The following is a 16,939-nucleotide window of genomic DNA, read 5'->3' on the forward strand; positions in this document are numbered from 1 at the left end:
GTCAGGACCATGCAGCGACGATCTTTCCTGACCGGTGTTGCCGCCGCCGCCCTGCTGCCGGCACTGCCAGTGCAACCGGCGCGCGCCGCCGATATCTGGGGCGGCGACCTGGGCTATCCCACCGGCTGGGGGCCGCCGGGCGAGACGCCGCACTGGGAAAAACATAAGGCCTATCGCGTCGGCAATTATTCCGGCGGCTATGAAGGCCTGTTCCCGCTGCACAAGGTGGCAGCCGCCGGCGGCACACCGGCGCCGCTCGCGCTTTCGCTGCGCGACGACCTGACCTACGGCTCGGGCCGCAAGCTGGCCGACTATCTGCGCAGCTGGCCAGTCACCGGGCTGCTGATCGCGCGCGACGGCGTCATCCGCTCGGAATATTACGGCTTCGCGCGCCAGCCGCAGATGCGCCTCACCAGCTGGTCGATGGCAAAATCGGTCACGTCTTTGCTGCTCGGCATCTGCATCGACCGCGGCCTGATCGCCTCGCTGGACGATACCGCCGACCGCTATGTCGACAGCCTGGCCGGCACCGTGCATGGCCAGACCAGCCTGCGCGATCTGGCCAATATGTCGAGCGGCGCGCAGATCCTGCATGCGAAAGACAATGCCACGCTCTATCCGCAGGCCTTCCTCGGCAAGGGCGCCGATCTGGAAACCGCCGTGCGTGGCTGGAACTGGCGCGCCGAGAAGGCCGGCAGCCGCTTCAATTACAACGAGCTCTGCCCGCTTACTATCGGCATGGTGATCCGCCGTGTCACCGGCAAGAACCTGGCGCAGTTCTGCGCCGAGCAGATCTGGCAACCGCTGCGCGCCGAGGCCGATGCCACCTGGATGACGGATTCCAGGGGCAAGGAGTTCAACTGCATCGGCTTTGCCGCACGCCTGCGCGACTGGGCACGGCTGGCGCAGATGATCGCGCAGAATGGCGAGATCGGCGGGCGCCAGATCGTCAGCGCCGCCTGGCTGACCGAATGTTCGAGCTGGTCGGACAAGGACCGCCAGGTGCGACATGGCAGCGCCGATCGCGGCATCGGCTACAAATGCTTTTTCTGGCATCCGCGCGCCGACGGTTCATGGATGATGATGCTGGGCCACCATGGGCAGGTGGTGCTGATCGACCGCCGCAGCCGCACCGTGCTGGTGCATACCGCCGTCGATCATGACGGGCCGTGGCGGCGCGAGCTGTTCGAGCTGTTCGACGCGGCGACCAAGCAGAGCTGACGCCTGCGTCCTACTGCGCCCGCGCCAGCCTGATCTTGCGGTTCAGCCGGCCCTCGGATGTGAACAGTTCGACCTGCACGCCGCGACCGCCCGGATGCACGCGCATCGACCCCTGGGTAAGCTTCTGACAGTTGCCGCTGCCGGTGCCGCGCAAATTATAATTGCTGAGCTGGCCGGTGGCGCCGGCATATTGCAGCTCGAAGCCGCAGGCCCAGTGCGCCATGCGGATACGGCCGGCGGGATCGCCAACAAACCGCACCGGCTGCAGGATCAGGAGCACGGACACCGTCTGCTCGCGATAGGTGAATTTGCCGCGATAGTGCCCGGCTTCGATATTGGCGAGCGCCGCCGGCGCCAGCAGCAGAAGAGCCGCGCAGATTCCGAACAGCCGATAGAACATAAGCCTTCGCGCTTCCGGCCATGCGGTCATGCTGCGCCCTGATCCGCCACATCGAAGGGGGCCGGCGGCTGACCCGCCAGATGGCGCTCCCACATCTGCGCATAGGCGGCTTCAAGATTGCGGGTGAAGCGCGCGATGTCGAACAGCGGTGACGTCTCGCGACCATCGGCCAGGCGCTGGCGGATCGCGGCGAGACGGGCCGGATCGCGCGCCAAATCCAGTGCCAGCGCCTCGTAAGCCGGCAGATCGGCGGCGATCAGCTCGGACAGCCCGCTGGTGGTCAGCAGGCTGCCGGCGACACGGCTGATGAAGGTGCGGCCGGCGCAGGTCACCAGCGGCAGGCCGCTCCACAATGCATCGGAAGCGGTGGTATGGGCATTGACCGGGAAGGTATCGAGGAACAGGTCGGCCAGACCCTGACGGGCCAGATGCGCCGGCAGCGCCAGGGCCGGCGCGAAGACCAGCCGGGCAGGATCGATGCCGCGCGCCTGTGCTTCGCGGCGCAGGTTGTCAGAGGCCAGCGGCGTGCTGTGCAGCAGCCACAGCACGCTGCCCGGCACCTGGCCGAGCAGCCGCATCCAGATATCGAAGACCTGCGGCGTGAACTTGTAGGGATTGTTGAAGCTGCAGAAAACGAAGCCCTCCTCGGGCAGGCCGCAGGCGGCGCGCGTCGGCACGGCCGCCGTTCCGCGCTTGGTGTCGTTGGGCTGGTAGCTGTGCGGCAGCGTCACCACTTTTTCGTCGAACTGCCCGTGATGCGCCGGCGGAATAATAAAGCGGTCGGCAATCACATAGTCGATGAAGGGCGCGCCCATGGTGCCGGGATAGCCGAGATAGTTGACCTGCACCGGCGCCGGACGGCAGGCCAGGATTTCGGCGCGCGCATTCTGGGTATAGCCCTTGAGATCGACCAGAATGTCGATGCCGTCGTCATGGATACGCTGCGCCGCCGCACCATGGGCCAGCGGCCGCAGATCGACAAAACGGTCGAAGCCGGCGACCAGGCGGCGACGGATATCGGTGTCCGAATCCGCGCCAAGCGAATAGCCGGCAATCTCGAAGCGGCTGCGGTCATGGCGCTCGAACAGTTCGGCCATCAGATAAGCGGTGGCATGGGGATGGTAGTCGGCCGAGAGATACCCGATGCGGATTTTATCGCGGCGCTGGGCCGACTGCTGCGGCAGGCGTACGGCGGCAGCCGTAATCGGCGCGGCGAAATGGCGCGCACTGAGCAGCTGTTCCTCCGCTGTCGTGTCCAGCGTAATCAGCGAGAAGCAGGTGATGTCGGTGGGACCGGCGCGCACGAAGTCGCGCACCCTGGCTTCGATGGCAGCGAAATCCTGCCAGTCGCAGATATAGCGCCGCTCGAACGACAGCTTGCCCCAGGCCGCGGCCTGCTCGGGCGCCTCGGATGCCACCTGCTCGAAGCAGGCGATGGCTTCCTGGTGCCGGGCGGACTCGCCCAGCAGGGTACCGAGGTTGAGGCGGGCGCTGATGAAATCGGGCTTGAGCCGCAGCGCCTCGCGATAGGCGGCTTCGGCGCCGGCGATGTCGCTCATGCGCTTCAGGGTGTTGCCGAGATTGCTCCAGGCCTCGAAAAATGCCGGCGCGATCTCCAGGGCCTGGCGATAGCGGATGACCGCTTCAGGGAGGCGGCCGAGGTCGGTCAGACTGATGCCGAGATGCGCCTGCGCTTGCGCGAAGCCCGGATTGTAGGTCAGCGCCTTTTCCTGCCAGGCCACGGCTTCGTCCAGCCGGCCGGCGATGCGGCAGGTGATGCCGAGATGATAATAGGACTGGAAATATTCGGGCCGGATGCGAATGGCCCGTTCGTAGCAGTCGACCGCGCCGGCCAGATCGCCCTTCGCCCGCAGCGCATTGCCGAGATTGTTATAGGCGGATTCGTTGGGCTGCAGGCGAATGGCCTGGCGGAAAGCGGCAATGGCCTCGTCGAACTGGCCCTGTGTGCGCAGGATGGTGCCGAGGTTGTTATAGGCCTCGGGGCGTTTCGCATCGACGGTGAGGGAACGGCGGATTAGCTTGGCCGCCTGGTCGAGCTCGCCGCGGCCATAGAGCAGCAGGCCCAGATTCTGCAGGGCGGTCGCCTCGCGGGGCCGCAGCGCCAGCGTCTTCTGATAGAGCTTTTCCGCTTCCTCAAGCCGGCCGGCCTGATGGGCCTCGACTGCCTGAATCAGAATCTTATTCGCCGACATGACCCATCCTGCATTCCCCTGCGCCGCAGCATACCGGCGACCCTGCCGGATCACAATCGCGCCTCGGCCGCAGACAGGCAGGCCATAATTCTGCCCCGGTTGCGCGCTGATCTGCGTTATCCTGCAGACCCGAACGAAGTACCGCCATGACGGATGCCGCTACGCCATTTGCCACAGACGCCGCGCCACTTCCTGCCAGTCGCACCACTTGCGTGATTGCCGGCGGCGGCCCGGCCGGCATGATGCTGGGCCTGCTGCTGGCCCGCGCCGGCGTCAAGGTCACCGTGCTGGAGAAGCACAAGGACTTCTTCCGCGACTTCCGCGGCGACACCATCCATACCTCGACGCTGGAAGTGATGCGCGAGCTGGGCCTGCTGGAGGCCTTCCTGCAGCTGCCGCACCAGAAGGCGCAGACGCTGCGCGGCAGCTTCGGCAAAGACGAAATCACGCTTGGCGATTTCCGCACCCTGCCCACTGCCTGCAAATACATCGCCTTCATGCCGCAATGGGACTTCCTCGATTTCATCGCCCGGCAGGCGCAGCGTTATCCCGAATTCACCCTGCACATGGAGGCTAAAGCCAACGGGCTGCTGCGCGAACATGGACGAGTCTGTGGCGTGCGCGTGAAGACGGCGCAAGGCTATGAGGAGATTCATGCCGACCTGGTCGTCGCCTGCGATGGCCGCGATTCCGAATTGCGGCACCAGAGCGGCTTGCCGGTGATCGACCTGGGCTCGCCCATCGACGCGCTTTGGTTCCGGCTGCCACGCGGCGACGGCGATCCCCATGAGCTGGTCGGCCGGCTGGATCGTGGCCAGCTGATCGCCATGATCGACCGCGGCGATTACTGGCAATGCGCCTATGTGATTCCGAAAGGCAGCCTGGCGGCCCTGCAGGCGCTGGGCCTGCCGACGCTGCATGCCGATCTCGCACGCCTGGTGCCCTTTGCCGCGGCGCGGTTCGCGACAGCGATCACCAGCTGGGACGATCTGAAACTGCTGTCGGTGCAGATCAATCGCCTGCATCGCTGGCATGCGCCGGGCTTCCTGTGCATCGGCGATGCGGCGCATGCGATGTCGCCGGTGGGCGGCGTCGGCATTAACCTCGCCATCCAGGATGCGGTGGCCGCCGCCAATATCCTGCATGCCGCGCTGAAACATGCCGACGGCCCGCTGCCCGACCGCCTGCTGGACCAGGTGCAGGCGCGGCGCGAATGGCCGACGAAAATGATCCAGGGCTTCCAGCTGCGGGCCCAGGACATCCTGTTCAACCGGGTGCTGCGCGGCCAGGGACCAGACCAGGGCCCCCTGCGAGCGCCGTGGCTGCTCAGACTGGCCACCCGCCTGCCGGTGATCCGCGGCCTGCTGCCGCGCTTTATCGCCCTGGGCCCGCGGCGGGAACGTGTGCAGAGCCCCGACGTTCATTAGCCATGCGTTTATGGCTGAAAATCGGGCTCGCCGTTCTGGCGTTCGGGCTGCTGCTGACCCTGGCCAGTCTCGGCGCCGTAGCGCTATGGCCACGCGCGGCAGCGGAAGCCATTGCCAGCCATCTGCTGCAGCGGCGCGTCACCCTCGCCGAACTCAGCATCCACTGGGGCGATCCGCTGCGCATCCGCCTGCACGACCTGACCCTGGCCAATCCTGACGGTTTGCAATCGACGCATATGATCACCATCGCGGCGCTGGAGGCCGAGGTGGATCGCCAGGCGCTGTTCGATGGCCGCGTGGTCTATCGCCAGCTGCGCGTCGACAAGCCGATCGTGGTGCTGGAGCGCGACGCTAGGGGCCATGGCAACTGGGCCTTCGGCAGCAGCAGTTCCAATGGCGCTCCCGCCAAGGGCGGCCTGGCGCTGGTACCGAAGAACCGCACGCAGTTTCCCAGCCTGCTCGACATGAAGCTGACCGGCGGCATGGTGTGCTACCGCTCCTCCTCGGGCCAGTGGCTGTCGATCCCGCTGGACGATCTGACCATCCAGGCGCAGAACGAGGATGCACCGGTGACGTTGACGCTGGATGGCGGCTACAACGACACGGATGCGCAGCTGAGCGCCATGACCGCCTCCTTCAACACGCTGCGCGATGCCGGGAAACCCTTCGATGCCGGTTTCGGCATCGTGACATCGAGTGCACGCCTGGACTTCAAGGGCGTGATCAACGAGCCGCTGGATTTCGAGGACGTGCAGGGCCGGCTGTCACTGGAAGCGCCGAAGCTCGATGCGCTGCTCGGCATCTTCAAATCCGCCATCGGACTGGGCGATGTGCCGCTGCGCTTTGCCGGCGGCTTCACTCATACCGGCGAGCAATGGCAGCTGGACGGCCTGAGCGGCGATCTCGGCGGCAATGCCTTCGAGGGCAACATGACGCTGCATGAAGGCGCACGCGGCAAGAGCGACCGCATCCGCGCCGTGCTGGATTTTGCGCGCCTCGATCTGGCGCCTTTGCTACCGGTGCCGGAGGCCAAGGCGACCGGCCCGGCCTGGCGCAGCGTGAAACTGCCGCCGCCGACCGCGCCCGATACGGCGCAGGTGGATTTGCAGGTCAGCGCCCAGCGTTTCATCTATGGGCCCTGGCAGGCGGAAACCCTCACCTTCGCCGCCACGCTGGAACCGGGCCGCATCGATGTCGAGCGGTTGGCCGCGCAGTTGGCCGGCGGCGAGGCCGTGCTGCAGGCGACCATGACGGCCCAGTCCAACAGCGGACCTTCCGGCGGACAGGACGGCAAGCTGGTGCTGGCGGCGCGCATCGCTCGTGCCAGTGCCGACCGGCTGCTGCCGATGCTGGGCCTGCCGAGCGGACAGCTCGCCGGGCCTGTGGATCTGCAGACCAGCTTCAGCGCGCAGGGACCGACCCTGGGCCAGGCGATGAAGACGGCGCAGGGCCAGACCGTGCTGGCGCTGCAGGACGGCCGTATCGCACGCGCGCTGATCGAACTGGTCTCTGCCGATCTGCGCACGCTCTTCCGCCAGAAGGATGAGTCGACCGGCCTGCGCTGCCTGCTGGCGGTGATCGACCTGAAGAACGGCGAGGGCCGCATCGCGCCGCTGACTCTGCGCAGCGATGGCGGGACCATACGCGGCGCCGGCAGCCTCAATCTGGTCGAACCGAAGATCGATCTGCTGATCCGGTCCGATCCAAAGACCACCGGCAGCCTCGCGCTCGACATTCCGATCCGGCTGTCCGGGCCGCTGGACGGCAGCGGTCTCAAGGCCGCGCCCGAGCGCAACGCCACCCTGCCGGACCTGCCGCTGCCGGCCCTGAAAGGCGAGATGGCCGCGCTGGCGCAGAAAAATCCCTGCTGGCGCTGAGGCCGGCGCGCCACGCGCGCATACAGTAGTAAGTCCGCTGGAGATCGCTCAGCCTCTTGCGAGCGCCGCGCGACCTGCGCTACCAAAACAGTCGGCGGTTACTTTCAGGGGAATGGTGGGATGCGTCGGTCCGGCAGTCTTGTGCTTATGTTGCTGGTCTTGGCCGCCTGTACCCATAACCCGATCCCGGACGGCTATACCGGCCCGCGCGCCACTATTTCCGACTCCGCCCTCGTGAAGGGCAGCAGCAGCGCCGACATGTTCTTCGTGTCGAAGGTCGACGGCAAGATGATTGACGACAGCGCGGCCGCCACCCGCAGCGCCAATCAGGGCCGCGGCTTCTTCATGACACCGGCCGTACTCAAACGCGACATCCCGGCTCAGCCGCTGCTGCTGACTCTTGTCGGCCGCACCCAGTATGGCGCACCGATCCAGGAACTGATCAATCCGATCTTCCATGTCAGCGGGGATGTGGCCTTCACGCCCGAACCCGACGGCCTTTACATGGTCAAGGGCATGCTGAGTGAAACCCGATCCGCCGTCTGGATCGAAGACACCAGAACCGGCCAGATCGTCGGTGACAAAATCGAAGTACAGGGTCGCGCCACGCTCGGCGTCCTGCAGAAGTAAAACCACGGGAATCCTCAGATGCGTTTTGCTGCCATACTTGTGTCCTGCCTGCTGCTGATCGGTTGCGCCACCCAGCCGGTCGCACCGGACAAGGCACTCGCCTACAAGCGTATCGGCGTGTTGTCGGCCATGGGCGACAGCTTCGCCCTCAATGCGGTCGGGGTGACTGTTTTCGGCAACGAGGCCAAGACCGAGGAACTCAAATTCGGCGCCGATGACATGCTGAGCGAAAAGGCCATCCAGGCGCTCTCGGCAAAATACGAAGTGGTCGATCTGACCAAATACCGCGAGGCCTTCCTGGCGCAACCGAAATACTGGCCGGGCCAGAAGGGCATGTTCGCCCCCGATGCGCCGACGGCGCAGGAGGTGGTGCGCAACCTGATGGGCGCCGAACAGCTGGACGCCTATCTGGTTATCACGCCGGCCAGCTTCGCCGTCCGCGGCACCAATCAGAGCGGCGGTGGCATCGGCATCATGAAGCTGCAGAAGGTGATTAGCAGCAACGACCACCGCCTGCATGCCGCCTATATCGTGACCGTGATCGACGGCAAGGATTATTCCTACGCCGCCGACATGCGGGCCATTCCGGTGGATGAGTCGAGCGCCATGTCCTTCATGGCCGGCAGCTCGCCCCTCAGCGGCCCGAACTGGCCCATGCTGCAAAAGCACTGGGAAGCCGCGGCGGCGAATAAGGAAGAAATTCGCCAGATGTTCGACCTGCTGGTGAGCCAGAGCATTCCGCATACCCTGCGCCGGGCCCAATTGCTGAACTGATCGGGCGGGTGCTCAAAAAAATCCCTGCCGGCGCCGAGGCTTAACGAAGCCTCCGGAACCGCGGCTTGGGCATGGCGTTTGAGTTGGCCATGGCCGAGAAACCCGCGCGCACCCCAACCCCCAGCACCGCCGGCCCGAGCCGCTGGTTCACCCGCTTTGCCGGCAAGGCCGCCCATGTCGCCGGCACGCCATGGGTTTTCGCCTTCGCGCTGCTGAGTATCGTGGCTTGGGTCGCGCTTGGTCCGATGCTGGACTATTCCGAAGTCTGGCAGCTCACCGTCAACACCGGCACGACGATCGTCACCTTCCTGATGGTCTTCCTGATCCAGAACACCCAGAACCGCGATTCCGTCGCCATGCAGATCAAGCTGGACGAACTGATCCGGGCCAACGCAAAAGCGCATAACTCCCTGCTCGATCTGGAAGAGCTGACCGAGGAGGAGCTGGAGAAATTCCGTGCCACCTACGAGAAGCTGGCCGCTGGCGCGCGCAAAACCAAACCCGCCAGCAAAGCGAAGGCCTGAGCCATGCTGCTGCCGCTCACTCCCCAGGATGCCGCCGCCGAAGCCGGCCTGCGCTATGTGAGCGACGCCGCGCCCGGCATCCTGCGCCGCCGCCATGGCAAGGGCTTTGCCTACAGCACCCGCGACGGCGCGCGCCTGGACTGCCGCGAAACCCTGCAGCGCATCCGCAGCCTGGCGATCCCGCCGGCCTGGCAGAATGTATGGATCTGCGCTCAGCAGAACGGCCATATCCAGGCCACGGGCCGCGATGCGCGCGGCCGCAAGCAGTATGTCTACCATCCGGATTTCCGCTCTTTGCGCGAAAGCGGCAAATACGAGGCGCTGCCGGCTTTCGCCCGCCTGCTGCCGGCCATCCGCGCCCGCGTCAGCGCCGACATGGCCCTGAAAGGCCTGCCGCGCGACAAGGTGCTGGGCACCATCGTGCATCTGCTGGAAACCACGCTGATCCGCATCGGCAATGCCGATTATGCGACGCAGAACGGCAGCCACGGCCTAACCACCCTGCATCGCCGCCATGTGAAGATCGAGCGCGGCGTGCTGCGTTTCCGCTTCATGGGCAAGAGCGGCAAGAGCTGGGACCTGCAGCTGCATGACCGCCGGGTGCTGAACGTGATCCGCGCCTGCCAGGACCTGCCGGGACAGGAAGTGTTCCGCTACCGCGACGACGACGGCATCGTGCAGAGCGTCAGCTCGGCCGATGTGAACGCTTACCTGCGCGAGATCAGCGGCGCCGATATCACGGCGAAGGATTTTCGCACCTGGGCCGGCACGGTGCTGGCCGCGCTGACGCTGCAGGCCTTTGCCGCGCCGCCGAGCCAGCGCGTCGCCAAGCGCAACCTGCGCGCCGCCCTGACCCAGGTGAGCGCCAGGCTGGGCAACACCGTGGCGATCTGTCGCAAATGCTACATCCACCCGGTGGTGATCGAAGGCTACATGATGGGCCGGCATCGCCTGGCTATTCCGGCGGAATCCCCCGCAGAAGCCAGCGGTCTGCGTCCGGAGGAATGGGCGGTGCTGCGCTTCATCGCGGCCAAACCGCGCAAAACTGTGACGAAAAAACAGCCGCATCGCAGCGGAACTCAACGGCTGTCACAGCGTTCCATGGATGGCCGATCTTATTCTTCAGCACCCCGGCCCGAGGCCTGAGCGTCACATCAGGCCGCACGGACAAAAAGGAGTGCCTCCCATGCAGACCCAGATTCAGATTCTCGACTGGACCGTCGATGCCGCCGCCAAGATCGTCGAGAACGACGACTATGTGGTGTCGATGTATGACAATGCCGAAGGCGATTACGACATCGCCTATATCCGGGCCAAGCGCCTGCATTCCGATGCCATGGAACGCGCGGTGCGCCCGCTGGCCATGCGCGAGGCGCGCGTCGCCTTCACGCTGGCGATGCGCCAGGGTCGCGGCTAGGCGGCGGCGGATTTTTCCGAGAGGTTGAATTCGCGCGCCAGCAGTTCGTAACTGCGGCGCTTCACATCCTGGCTGTGGGTCCAGGTCAGGATGACGATCTCGTCGAGCTGCATTTGCGCGGCATAGCTGCGCAGCTTTTGCGCCACCTGCTTGGCTGAACCGGCAAAACTACGCGCCCACAACGCTTCCACCTCTGCCTCTTCGGCCGCCGTGAATGGCCGCACGTCGTCGGGCGCCAGCAGCGGGCCCAGCTTCCCCTGATTGCGGTCCAGCTTCCAGCGCGCCCGCGTGCGGAACAGATGCCGCGCTTCCTCTTCGGTATCGGCAGCCAGCGCCCAGATGCACAGATTGGCCCGCGGCGTGTCGCCGAAGGCCGTGGCCTTGAAGTTGCGGCGATACAGCTCCAGCGCCTGGTCGGCACCGCGCCCGTCGGTGATGAAATGGGCGAATGAATAGGGCAGACCGAAAACGGCGGCGAGCTGGGCGCCGTAATCCGACGAGCCGAGCATCCACAGGTCGGGCGCACTGGCCGGAGTCATCGGATGGGCGGCAATCGCGCGGAAGCGATGGCCATCGGGCAGCTCCAGCCCATGCAGCCAGTGCAGCAGGTCGCGCACCTGGGCCGGGAAACCTTCGCCACCGTCACCGTTCGGATTGAGCGCCACCGCCGTGCGGCCGTCAGAGCCCGGCGCGCGGCCGACGCCGAGATCGATCCGGCCGGGCGCCAGCGCATCGAGGATGCGGAACTGCTCGGCCACATGCAGGGCGGAATAATGCGGCAGCATCACGCCGGCGGAGCCGAGCCGGATACGCTGCGTCCGCATCGCCAGCGCCGCCAGCAGCACTTCGGGTGCGGTGCCGACGATGCTGGCATGGTTATGGTGTTCGGAGACCCAGAAGCGGTCGTAACCCAGCGCCTCGGCATGCTGCGCCAGCGCGACGGTATCGCGGATGGCGGCGTCCTCGGTCCTGCCGACGGCAACGGTGGATTGGTCGAGAACAGAGAGGCGCAGATCGGGCTGGGTCATCCTCCGCATCTAGCGCAGCCGGACCAGACCGGCAAGGCGGCATCTTGCCAGACTCTGGAACACCAAGCGGTCCGAAGGGTTGTTATGGGGTATCCCGGACAGAAAACAAGGAGGCCATGACATGGCAGAATTGCGTTCCATCGAATCCCGCACCGAAAGCCGCGGCGGCACCATGCCGCTCACACCTGCCGACAAGCGTGTTGTCGAACTGCTGACGCTGCTTGGCCAGCGCTGCCATGACTCGCAGGCCGGCTACGCCAAGGCTGCCGACCAGGCGCAGGACGAGGACCTGGTCGAGGAATTCGCCGCGATGGCGGAGGAGCGTCGCGCCATGGCCGTGGATATCGACAATGCCCTGCGCGGCCTGGGCGCCGAACCCGGCACGGGCGGCTCGTCGCTGGGTGCGCTGCATCGCCTGTTCATCGGGGCGAAATCCATGCTGTCCCGCAACGACCGCCGCGCCATCCTGGAAGAGGTGGCGCGCGGCGAAAGCGCATTCGAGGAAACCTACGACGAGGTGCTGGTGCTCGATCTGCCTTATGAACTGCGTCGTCTGCTGCAGGCGCAGCATCGCGCGGCGCGGCGGGCCCGCGACTACTATGCCGCCATGGCCGAGCGCACCCCGCAGGAGATGCGCCATGGCCTCGCCGCCACCGCCAACAGCGTGATCGCGGCAGCCAAGCAGCGGCCGATGCTGGTGACGGGCCTGGCCGTGATGGCGGGAGCCCTGTTCGCGGCCGCCCTGGCCGGTCGCCGGTATAAGCGGTGGTGAGTCTGCAGCAGGTGCCGGTCGATCCGCCGGCCGAGCCGGGGATTCCGCCGCCCCTGAAGGAACCGCCGCCGGTGCGCGAACCGGAAGAGCCGCCCGAGCATCTGCCGCCGCTCAACCCGCCCATTCCCGAAAAGGTCTGGCCCGAAAAGGTTTGAAGCCGCAAACGGCGCCCGGAGAAACACCGGGCGCCGTTTGTCATGTCGGGCAAAAAAAATAGCGGACGTCTGGCGACATCCGCTGAGTTGGGGGGAAGGACCTACAGAGGAAAGAAACACTCAGACTCGGCAGGAATTCTGCCGGCTCCGGACGGGGGGACGAACCGGAGCCGGCCGTGGCCGGAGGCGTAACAGCCCTAGGCCAGCGGGGGTCGGCGACCGGTGATCAGATGCGCGATCAGGCTGACCACGAAGACCACCAGGAAGATGAAGAACAGGATCTGGGCGATGCTGGCCGAGGCGGCGGCAATGCCGCCGAAACCGAACAGGCCGGCGACCAGCGCCAGGATGAAGAAAATCAGGGCCCAATACAGCATGGGTGGGTACTCCTCTTTTGCGCCCGTCAGGCCGTCCTCAATCAGGGCAGGCATCGCGGCGGGCAGTTGCAAAAGAAACGGGGGGCCGGGGCTTTGGTTGCACAGCCCGCCGGGAGAAAACCGGGAGAAAGCTGTGACAGGCGGGTCACAACGGCGCGGCAGCCGGCGGCCACAGGCAGCCGGATTTACAATATTTACAAATACTTAGACTGAAATCAGGCTTTCAGGACGGTTTCGACCACCCGCTGCACCTCGGCCGCCTCGCGCAGGGTCGCCAGATCCTGCACCCCGCCGCCGGTCAGCGCCGCCACCTTGTCGAGCTGGCGCTTCAGTACCAGGGGCCGCATCTTTTCGTTCGGCAGGGCATCGGCCGCCTCGCGCCACTGGCCATCGGCGTCGAGCTTCTCGGCAATCGACCAGTCGCGCAGACGGATGCGGCCCTTCGGCCCGATGATGGTGAAAAGGTTGTGGTCGGGCTTGTCGGTCTGGCCGACCACGCCATCCACGGTGACCGGCAGCGTCCCCGCCAGCAGCACGGCGCCGATGCTGCGCTCGGATTTGCCGGCTTCCGGATAGGCGACACTGTGAGACTTCAACTGAAGAGGCCCGAACAGGCGGCGCGCCAGGAACAGGAAATGCGAGCCGACCTCGCGGGCGAACCCACCCTGGGCGCGGGCATCCAGCCAGTTCACCGCATCGACCTGCCAGGGCCGCGGCCAGGCGGCGAAGCCGATCTCGATCTCGATCCGCTCCACCGGGCCGGTGGCGCCGTCTTTCATCCAAGCGCGCAGCTGATCGACCGCGAAGGACGAGGCGAAGGGGAAATTGATACCGGCGCGGGCCCCGGTTTTCTCGGCTTCGGCGACAAAGGCTTCGGCCTCGGCCACATTGATGGCCAGCGGCTTTTCACAGAACACGGCTTTGCCAGCGGCAAAGGCGTCGCGCGCATAGCCCATATGCGAGGCCGGCGGCGAGGCGATGTAGAGGCAATCGCAGGCCGCAATCGTGGCAGCAGCAGAATCGAGCCGTGCAACCTGCGGCAGCTCGGCGGCCAGGCGCTGCATGGCACCGGCGGCAGGGTCCCAGACGCCGGCGACGGTGAGCACGGCCGGATCATGATTGATGGCGGCGCGCAGCAGGCGCTCGCCCATGATGCCGTAACCAATGATGCCGAGACGAACTGCCATGACGCTTTGCTTTCGGGAATAATGGTCCGGGAGGACGGCATTATATGCAGGCCGCCGGGTTTGACCACTACCTGTAGTCCTGCAATCCCGGTTGTCTTCGCATGTCAAACCGCGATGCAGCCAATGCATACCCGGATGCTGATAATTGCATTGGGCATTACCGGATTTTAACGCCACAACTGCCACGCGCCGATTTACACCGGACGCAGCGATCCCGCGGGAAGGGAGCGCCTTCCGCACTGACCGTGCAGCGGCCGCATGATACCGGCGCCGCAACCGCCGCGGTCTCAGTCAAACCGAAATGACACAGGCGATCCGCCTTGCAGGGGGTCGCGCCAGGAGACTGTTATGCGCCTCGTTCCGCGGCTGAAGATCGGCCCCCGTATCTATCTCGTCATCGCCATCATGGCAGCCCTCACCATCGGCATCGGCTGGATGGGCATCTTCTCGATGGACCGCTACGAGACCCAGAGCAACCAGATGTCGTCGCTGTCCGAACGCGCGCTGATCAGCGAGCGCGTCATGGGCCGCATCGTCACCACCCGCGCCATCACCATGGAAATCTACGCGGCCGGCACCCCGGAGCTGATCCGGCAGTATGGCAACAATATGGAAGCTGAGATTGTTGCCATCGAAAAAATCCTGGTCGGCTGGGAAAAGCTGCTGCCGCCGGAAACCCAGAAGACCTTCGGCGAGAGCGTCAAAGCGCCGCTGCAGAGCTATTTCGCCAATCGTCGCGCCATCATCAAGGCCGCGACCGAAAACGGCGTCGACGCCGCCCGCGAGATCGGCCGCTCGCCCGCCGTGCTGAAGCAGCGCGACGACGTGATCGAGACCCTGCGCAACGCCTCCGAGCGCAATGCCAAAGCGGTCGACACCATGAACGATCAGCTGACCGACTTCTATCAGGTGCAGCGCCCGACCATGATCTGGACCACGGCCATTGGCCTGCTGGCCGCTGTTCTGCTGGCCGCCCTGATCGTCATCGCCACCATCACCCGTCCGATCACCGGCATCACCGGCACCATGCGCAAGCTGGCCGATGGCGAACTGCAGGTTGCCGTGGATGGCGCCGCCCGCCACGACGAGATCGGCGCCATGGCCAAGACCGTGCAGGTCTTCAAGGACAACATGGTGGCCCGCGCCGAGGCCGAAGCCCAGATCGAGGCTGACCGCCAGAAGCAGACCGCCGACCGCGAAGCCCGCGAGGCCCGCGAACGTGCGGCGATTGCCGAGATTTCCGATCTCTGCGACAAGATCGCCGCCGGCGACCTGCAGACCCGCCTGAACGAAGGCAACAAGGACGGCTTCCTGCTGACCATGAGCCAGAAGCTGAACGGCCTAGCCGGCATGCTGCAGTCGATGACCGGCGAGCTGGACACCATCACCGCGGCGCTGGCCGATGGCGATGTGACCCGCAATGTCGAAGGCAACTACAACGGCGTGTTCGGTGCGCTTAAGGACAGCGTCAACCGCATGGCCTCCACCCTGAAGGATTTCGCCGGCCGTCTGCGCGGCGCGTCTTCTGCGGTGCGCGACGCCTCGGGCGAAATCTCTGCGGGCAGCCAGGATCTGGCCCAGCGCACGGAAAGCCAGGCTGCCTCGATCGAAGAGACCGCTGCCTCGATGCATGAGATCACGGCCACCGTGAAGCAGAATGCTGACAACGCCCAGGCCGCCAATCAGCTCGCCTCGGTGGCGCGCGGCACCGCCGAAAAGGGCGGCAGCGTGGTGCGCGATGCCGTCACCGCGATGAACGGCATTGAAGCCAGCGCGCAGAAGATCAGCGACATCGTCGGCCTGATCGACGAAATCGCCTTCCAGACCAACCTGCTGGCGCTGAATGCCAGCGTCGAAGCCGCACGTGCGGGCGAGGCCGGCAAGGGCTTTGCCGTGGTGGCACAGGAAGTGCGCAGTCTCGCGCAGCGCTCGGCCTCGGCGTCGAAGGACATCAAGGGCCTGATCCAGGAGTCGAATGCGCAGGTGCGCAGCGGCGCCGCCCTGGTGCAGCAGACCGGCAGCTCGCTCGACGAGATCGTCGGCGCGGTGAAGAAAGTGGCCGATATCGTCGCCGAGATCGCCGCCGCTTCGCGTGAGCAGGCCACCGGCCTTGACCAGATCAACACTGCGGTAGCCAGCATGGACGAGACCACCCAGCGCAACGGCGCGCTGGTGGAGGAAACCTCAGCCGCGGCCCAGGCGCTGTCTGGTCAGGCGCAGGAACTGGCGCAGCTGGTCGGCTTCTTCCGCACGGGAAATGACAATGCCGTACCGGCCGCCACCAATGTGGTGAAGGTGACCGCGGCCAAGCTAGCCGCCGCCACGGCTTTCACGGCGACCAAGGCGAAGGCGCCGGCCGTTGCCGCACCGAAGGCCAAACGGCCGCCGGTGGCGGGCAACACCGCCCTGAAGGCGGAAGACGACACCTGGGAGGAATTCTGAGATGACTGAACGACACGAGTACCTGACCTTCGCCATCTCGGGCCAGGATTACGGCATCGACATCCTGAGCGTACGCGAGATCCGCGGCTGGACGCGGGAGACCCCGCTACCCAACGCGCCCGCCAGTGTGCGCGGCATCATCAATCTGCGCGGTCAGGTGATTCCGATTTTCGACCTGCGTATCCGCCTGAATGCGGAAGCCACCGAGCCGACTGCGATCCATGTGGTGATCGTGGTGGAGGCGAAGGCCGGCTTCTACGGCCTGCTCGTCGATGCGGTGTCAGATATCGTCTCGCTGGAGGATGGCGAACTGCAGCCGGTGCCGGCGACGGCGATGGATGTGGAGCGCGGCTTCCTCACCGCGCTGGCCGCGCGCGAGGAGCGTATGGTGTCGCTGATCGACCTCGACCGCCTGGTCGAGGGCAAGACCGTGGCCGCGATCGATGCCGTCGACACGCCCTTGCTGGAAGCCGCAGCGTAAAGCTTTAAGCGTTC

17 protein-coding genes are annotated in these 16,939 nt (G+C 65.8%); 12 read left to right on the plus strand and 5 right to left on the minus strand.

The window, feature by feature from the left end; all coding sequences use genetic code 11:
* Window positions 1-9 precede the first annotated feature (9 nt).
* Window positions 10-1,221 (plus strand): serine hydrolase domain-containing protein, encoded by a 1,212-nt coding sequence (locus AC1ROT_RS10125; RefSeq protein WP_492998798.1) that lies wholly within the window; start codon window positions 10-12, stop codon window positions 1,219-1,221.
* Window positions 1,222-1,231: 10 nt separating this feature from the next.
* On the opposite strand, the gene AC1ROT_RS10130 is transcribed toward AC1ROT_RS10125, so the two are convergent.
* Together AC1ROT_RS10130 and AC1ROT_RS10135 are read right to left on the minus strand one after the other, a co-directional pair.
* On the minus strand, window positions 1,232-1,621 hold the full coding sequence (locus AC1ROT_RS10130) for a hypothetical protein (RefSeq protein WP_492998799.1): 390 nt from the start codon (window positions 1,619-1,621) through the stop codon (window positions 1,232-1,234).
* Window positions 1,622-1,647: 26 nt separating this feature from the next.
* Window positions 1,648-3,834, minus strand: coding sequence for a tetratricopeptide repeat protein (locus AC1ROT_RS10135; protein WP_492998801.1), 2,187 nt, complete (start codon window positions 3,832-3,834; stop codon window positions 1,648-1,650).
* 146 nt (window positions 3,835-3,980) lie between these two features.
* Between AC1ROT_RS10135 and AC1ROT_RS10140 the strand changes: the two genes are divergently transcribed.
* The 7 genes from AC1ROT_RS10140 (at window position 3,981) to AC1ROT_RS10170 (ending at window position 10,483) form a co-directional block, all read left to right on the plus strand.
* Window positions 3,981-5,261 (plus strand): FAD-dependent oxidoreductase, encoded by a 1,281-nt coding sequence (locus tag AC1ROT_RS10140; protein WP_492998803.1) that lies wholly within the window; start codon window positions 3,981-3,983, stop codon window positions 5,259-5,261.
* Between the two features lie 2 nt (window positions 5,262-5,263).
* Window positions 5,264-7,138 (plus strand): AsmA family protein, encoded by a 1,875-nt coding sequence (locus AC1ROT_RS10145; RefSeq protein WP_492998804.1) that lies wholly within the window; start codon window positions 5,264-5,266, stop codon window positions 7,136-7,138.
* Between the two features lie 147 nt (window positions 7,139-7,285).
* On the plus strand, window positions 7,286-7,768 hold the full coding sequence (locus AC1ROT_RS10150) for a hypothetical protein (protein ID WP_492998806.1): 483 nt from the start codon (window positions 7,286-7,288) through the stop codon (window positions 7,766-7,768).
* An 18-nt stretch (window positions 7,769-7,786) separates the two neighbouring features.
* Window positions 7,787-8,542 carry a hypothetical protein gene (locus AC1ROT_RS10155; protein WP_492998807.1) on the plus strand — a complete coding sequence of 252 codons (756 nt, stop codon included), beginning with the start codon at window positions 7,787-7,789 and terminating at the stop codon, window positions 8,540-8,542.
* 89 nt (window positions 8,543-8,631) lie between these two features.
* Window positions 8,632-9,066 (plus strand): low affinity iron permease family protein, encoded by a 435-nt coding sequence (locus AC1ROT_RS10160; RefSeq protein WP_492998809.1) that lies wholly within the window; start codon window positions 8,632-8,634, stop codon window positions 9,064-9,066.
* A gap of 3 nt (window positions 9,067-9,069) precedes the next feature.
* Window positions 9,070-10,212, plus strand: coding sequence for a DNA topoisomerase IB (locus tag AC1ROT_RS10165; RefSeq protein ID WP_492998811.1), 1,143 nt, complete (start codon window positions 9,070-9,072; stop codon window positions 10,210-10,212).
* Between the two features lie 40 nt (window positions 10,213-10,252).
* Window positions 10,253-10,483, plus strand: a complete 231-nt coding sequence (locus tag AC1ROT_RS10170; protein WP_492998813.1) for a hypothetical protein — start codon at window positions 10,253-10,255, stop codon at window positions 10,481-10,483.
* Here the strand turns inward: AC1ROT_RS10170 and AC1ROT_RS10175 are convergent.
* The gene (locus AC1ROT_RS10175; protein WP_492998815.1) at window positions 10,480-11,511 is read right to left on the minus strand and encodes an LLM class flavin-dependent oxidoreductase; all 1,032 of its coding nucleotides are present in this window, start codon (window positions 11,509-11,511) and stop codon (window positions 10,480-10,482) included. The genes AC1ROT_RS10170 and AC1ROT_RS10175 overlap by 4 nt on opposite strands.
* 121 nt (window positions 11,512-11,632) lie before the next feature.
* On the opposite strand from AC1ROT_RS10175, the gene AC1ROT_RS10180 reads away from it, so the two are divergent.
* On the plus strand, window positions 11,633-12,283 hold the full coding sequence (locus AC1ROT_RS10180) for a ferritin-like domain-containing protein (RefSeq protein WP_492998817.1): 651 nt from the start codon (window positions 11,633-11,635) through the stop codon (window positions 12,281-12,283).
* Window positions 12,280-12,438: a hypothetical protein gene (locus AC1ROT_RS10185; protein WP_492972326.1), complete on the plus strand. Its 159-nt coding sequence runs from the start codon at window positions 12,280-12,282 to the stop codon at window positions 12,436-12,438. Before AC1ROT_RS10180 ends, AC1ROT_RS10185 begins: the two co-directional genes overlap by 4 nt.
* A 197-nt stretch (window positions 12,439-12,635) precedes the next feature.
* Here AC1ROT_RS10185 and AC1ROT_RS10190 read toward each other — a convergent pair whose 3' ends face one another.
* Window positions 12,636-12,815, minus strand: a complete 180-nt coding sequence (locus AC1ROT_RS10190) for a DUF1328 family protein (protein WP_492972325.1) — start codon at window positions 12,813-12,815, stop codon at window positions 12,636-12,638.
* Between the two features lie 215 nt (window positions 12,816-13,030).
* Window positions 13,031-14,002, minus strand: a complete 972-nt coding sequence (locus AC1ROT_RS10195) for a Gfo/Idh/MocA family protein (RefSeq protein ID WP_492998818.1) — start codon at window positions 14,000-14,002, stop codon at window positions 13,031-13,033.
* Between the two features lie 348 nt (window positions 14,003-14,350).
* Between AC1ROT_RS10195 and AC1ROT_RS10200 the strand changes: the two genes are divergently transcribed.
* The gene (locus AC1ROT_RS10200; protein ID WP_492998820.1) at window positions 14,351-16,444 is read left to right on the plus strand and encodes a methyl-accepting chemotaxis protein; all 2,094 of its coding nucleotides are present in this window, start codon (window positions 14,351-14,353) and stop codon (window positions 16,442-16,444) included.
* Window position 16,445: 1 nt separating this feature from the next.
* Window positions 16,446-16,925 (plus strand): chemotaxis protein CheW, encoded by a 480-nt coding sequence (locus AC1ROT_RS10205; protein ID WP_492972322.1) that lies wholly within the window; start codon window positions 16,446-16,448, stop codon window positions 16,923-16,925.
* Window positions 16,926-16,939 lie beyond the last annotated feature (14 nt).

This window comes from Ferrovibrio sp. GW821-FHT12E11 (assembly GCF_058806975.1).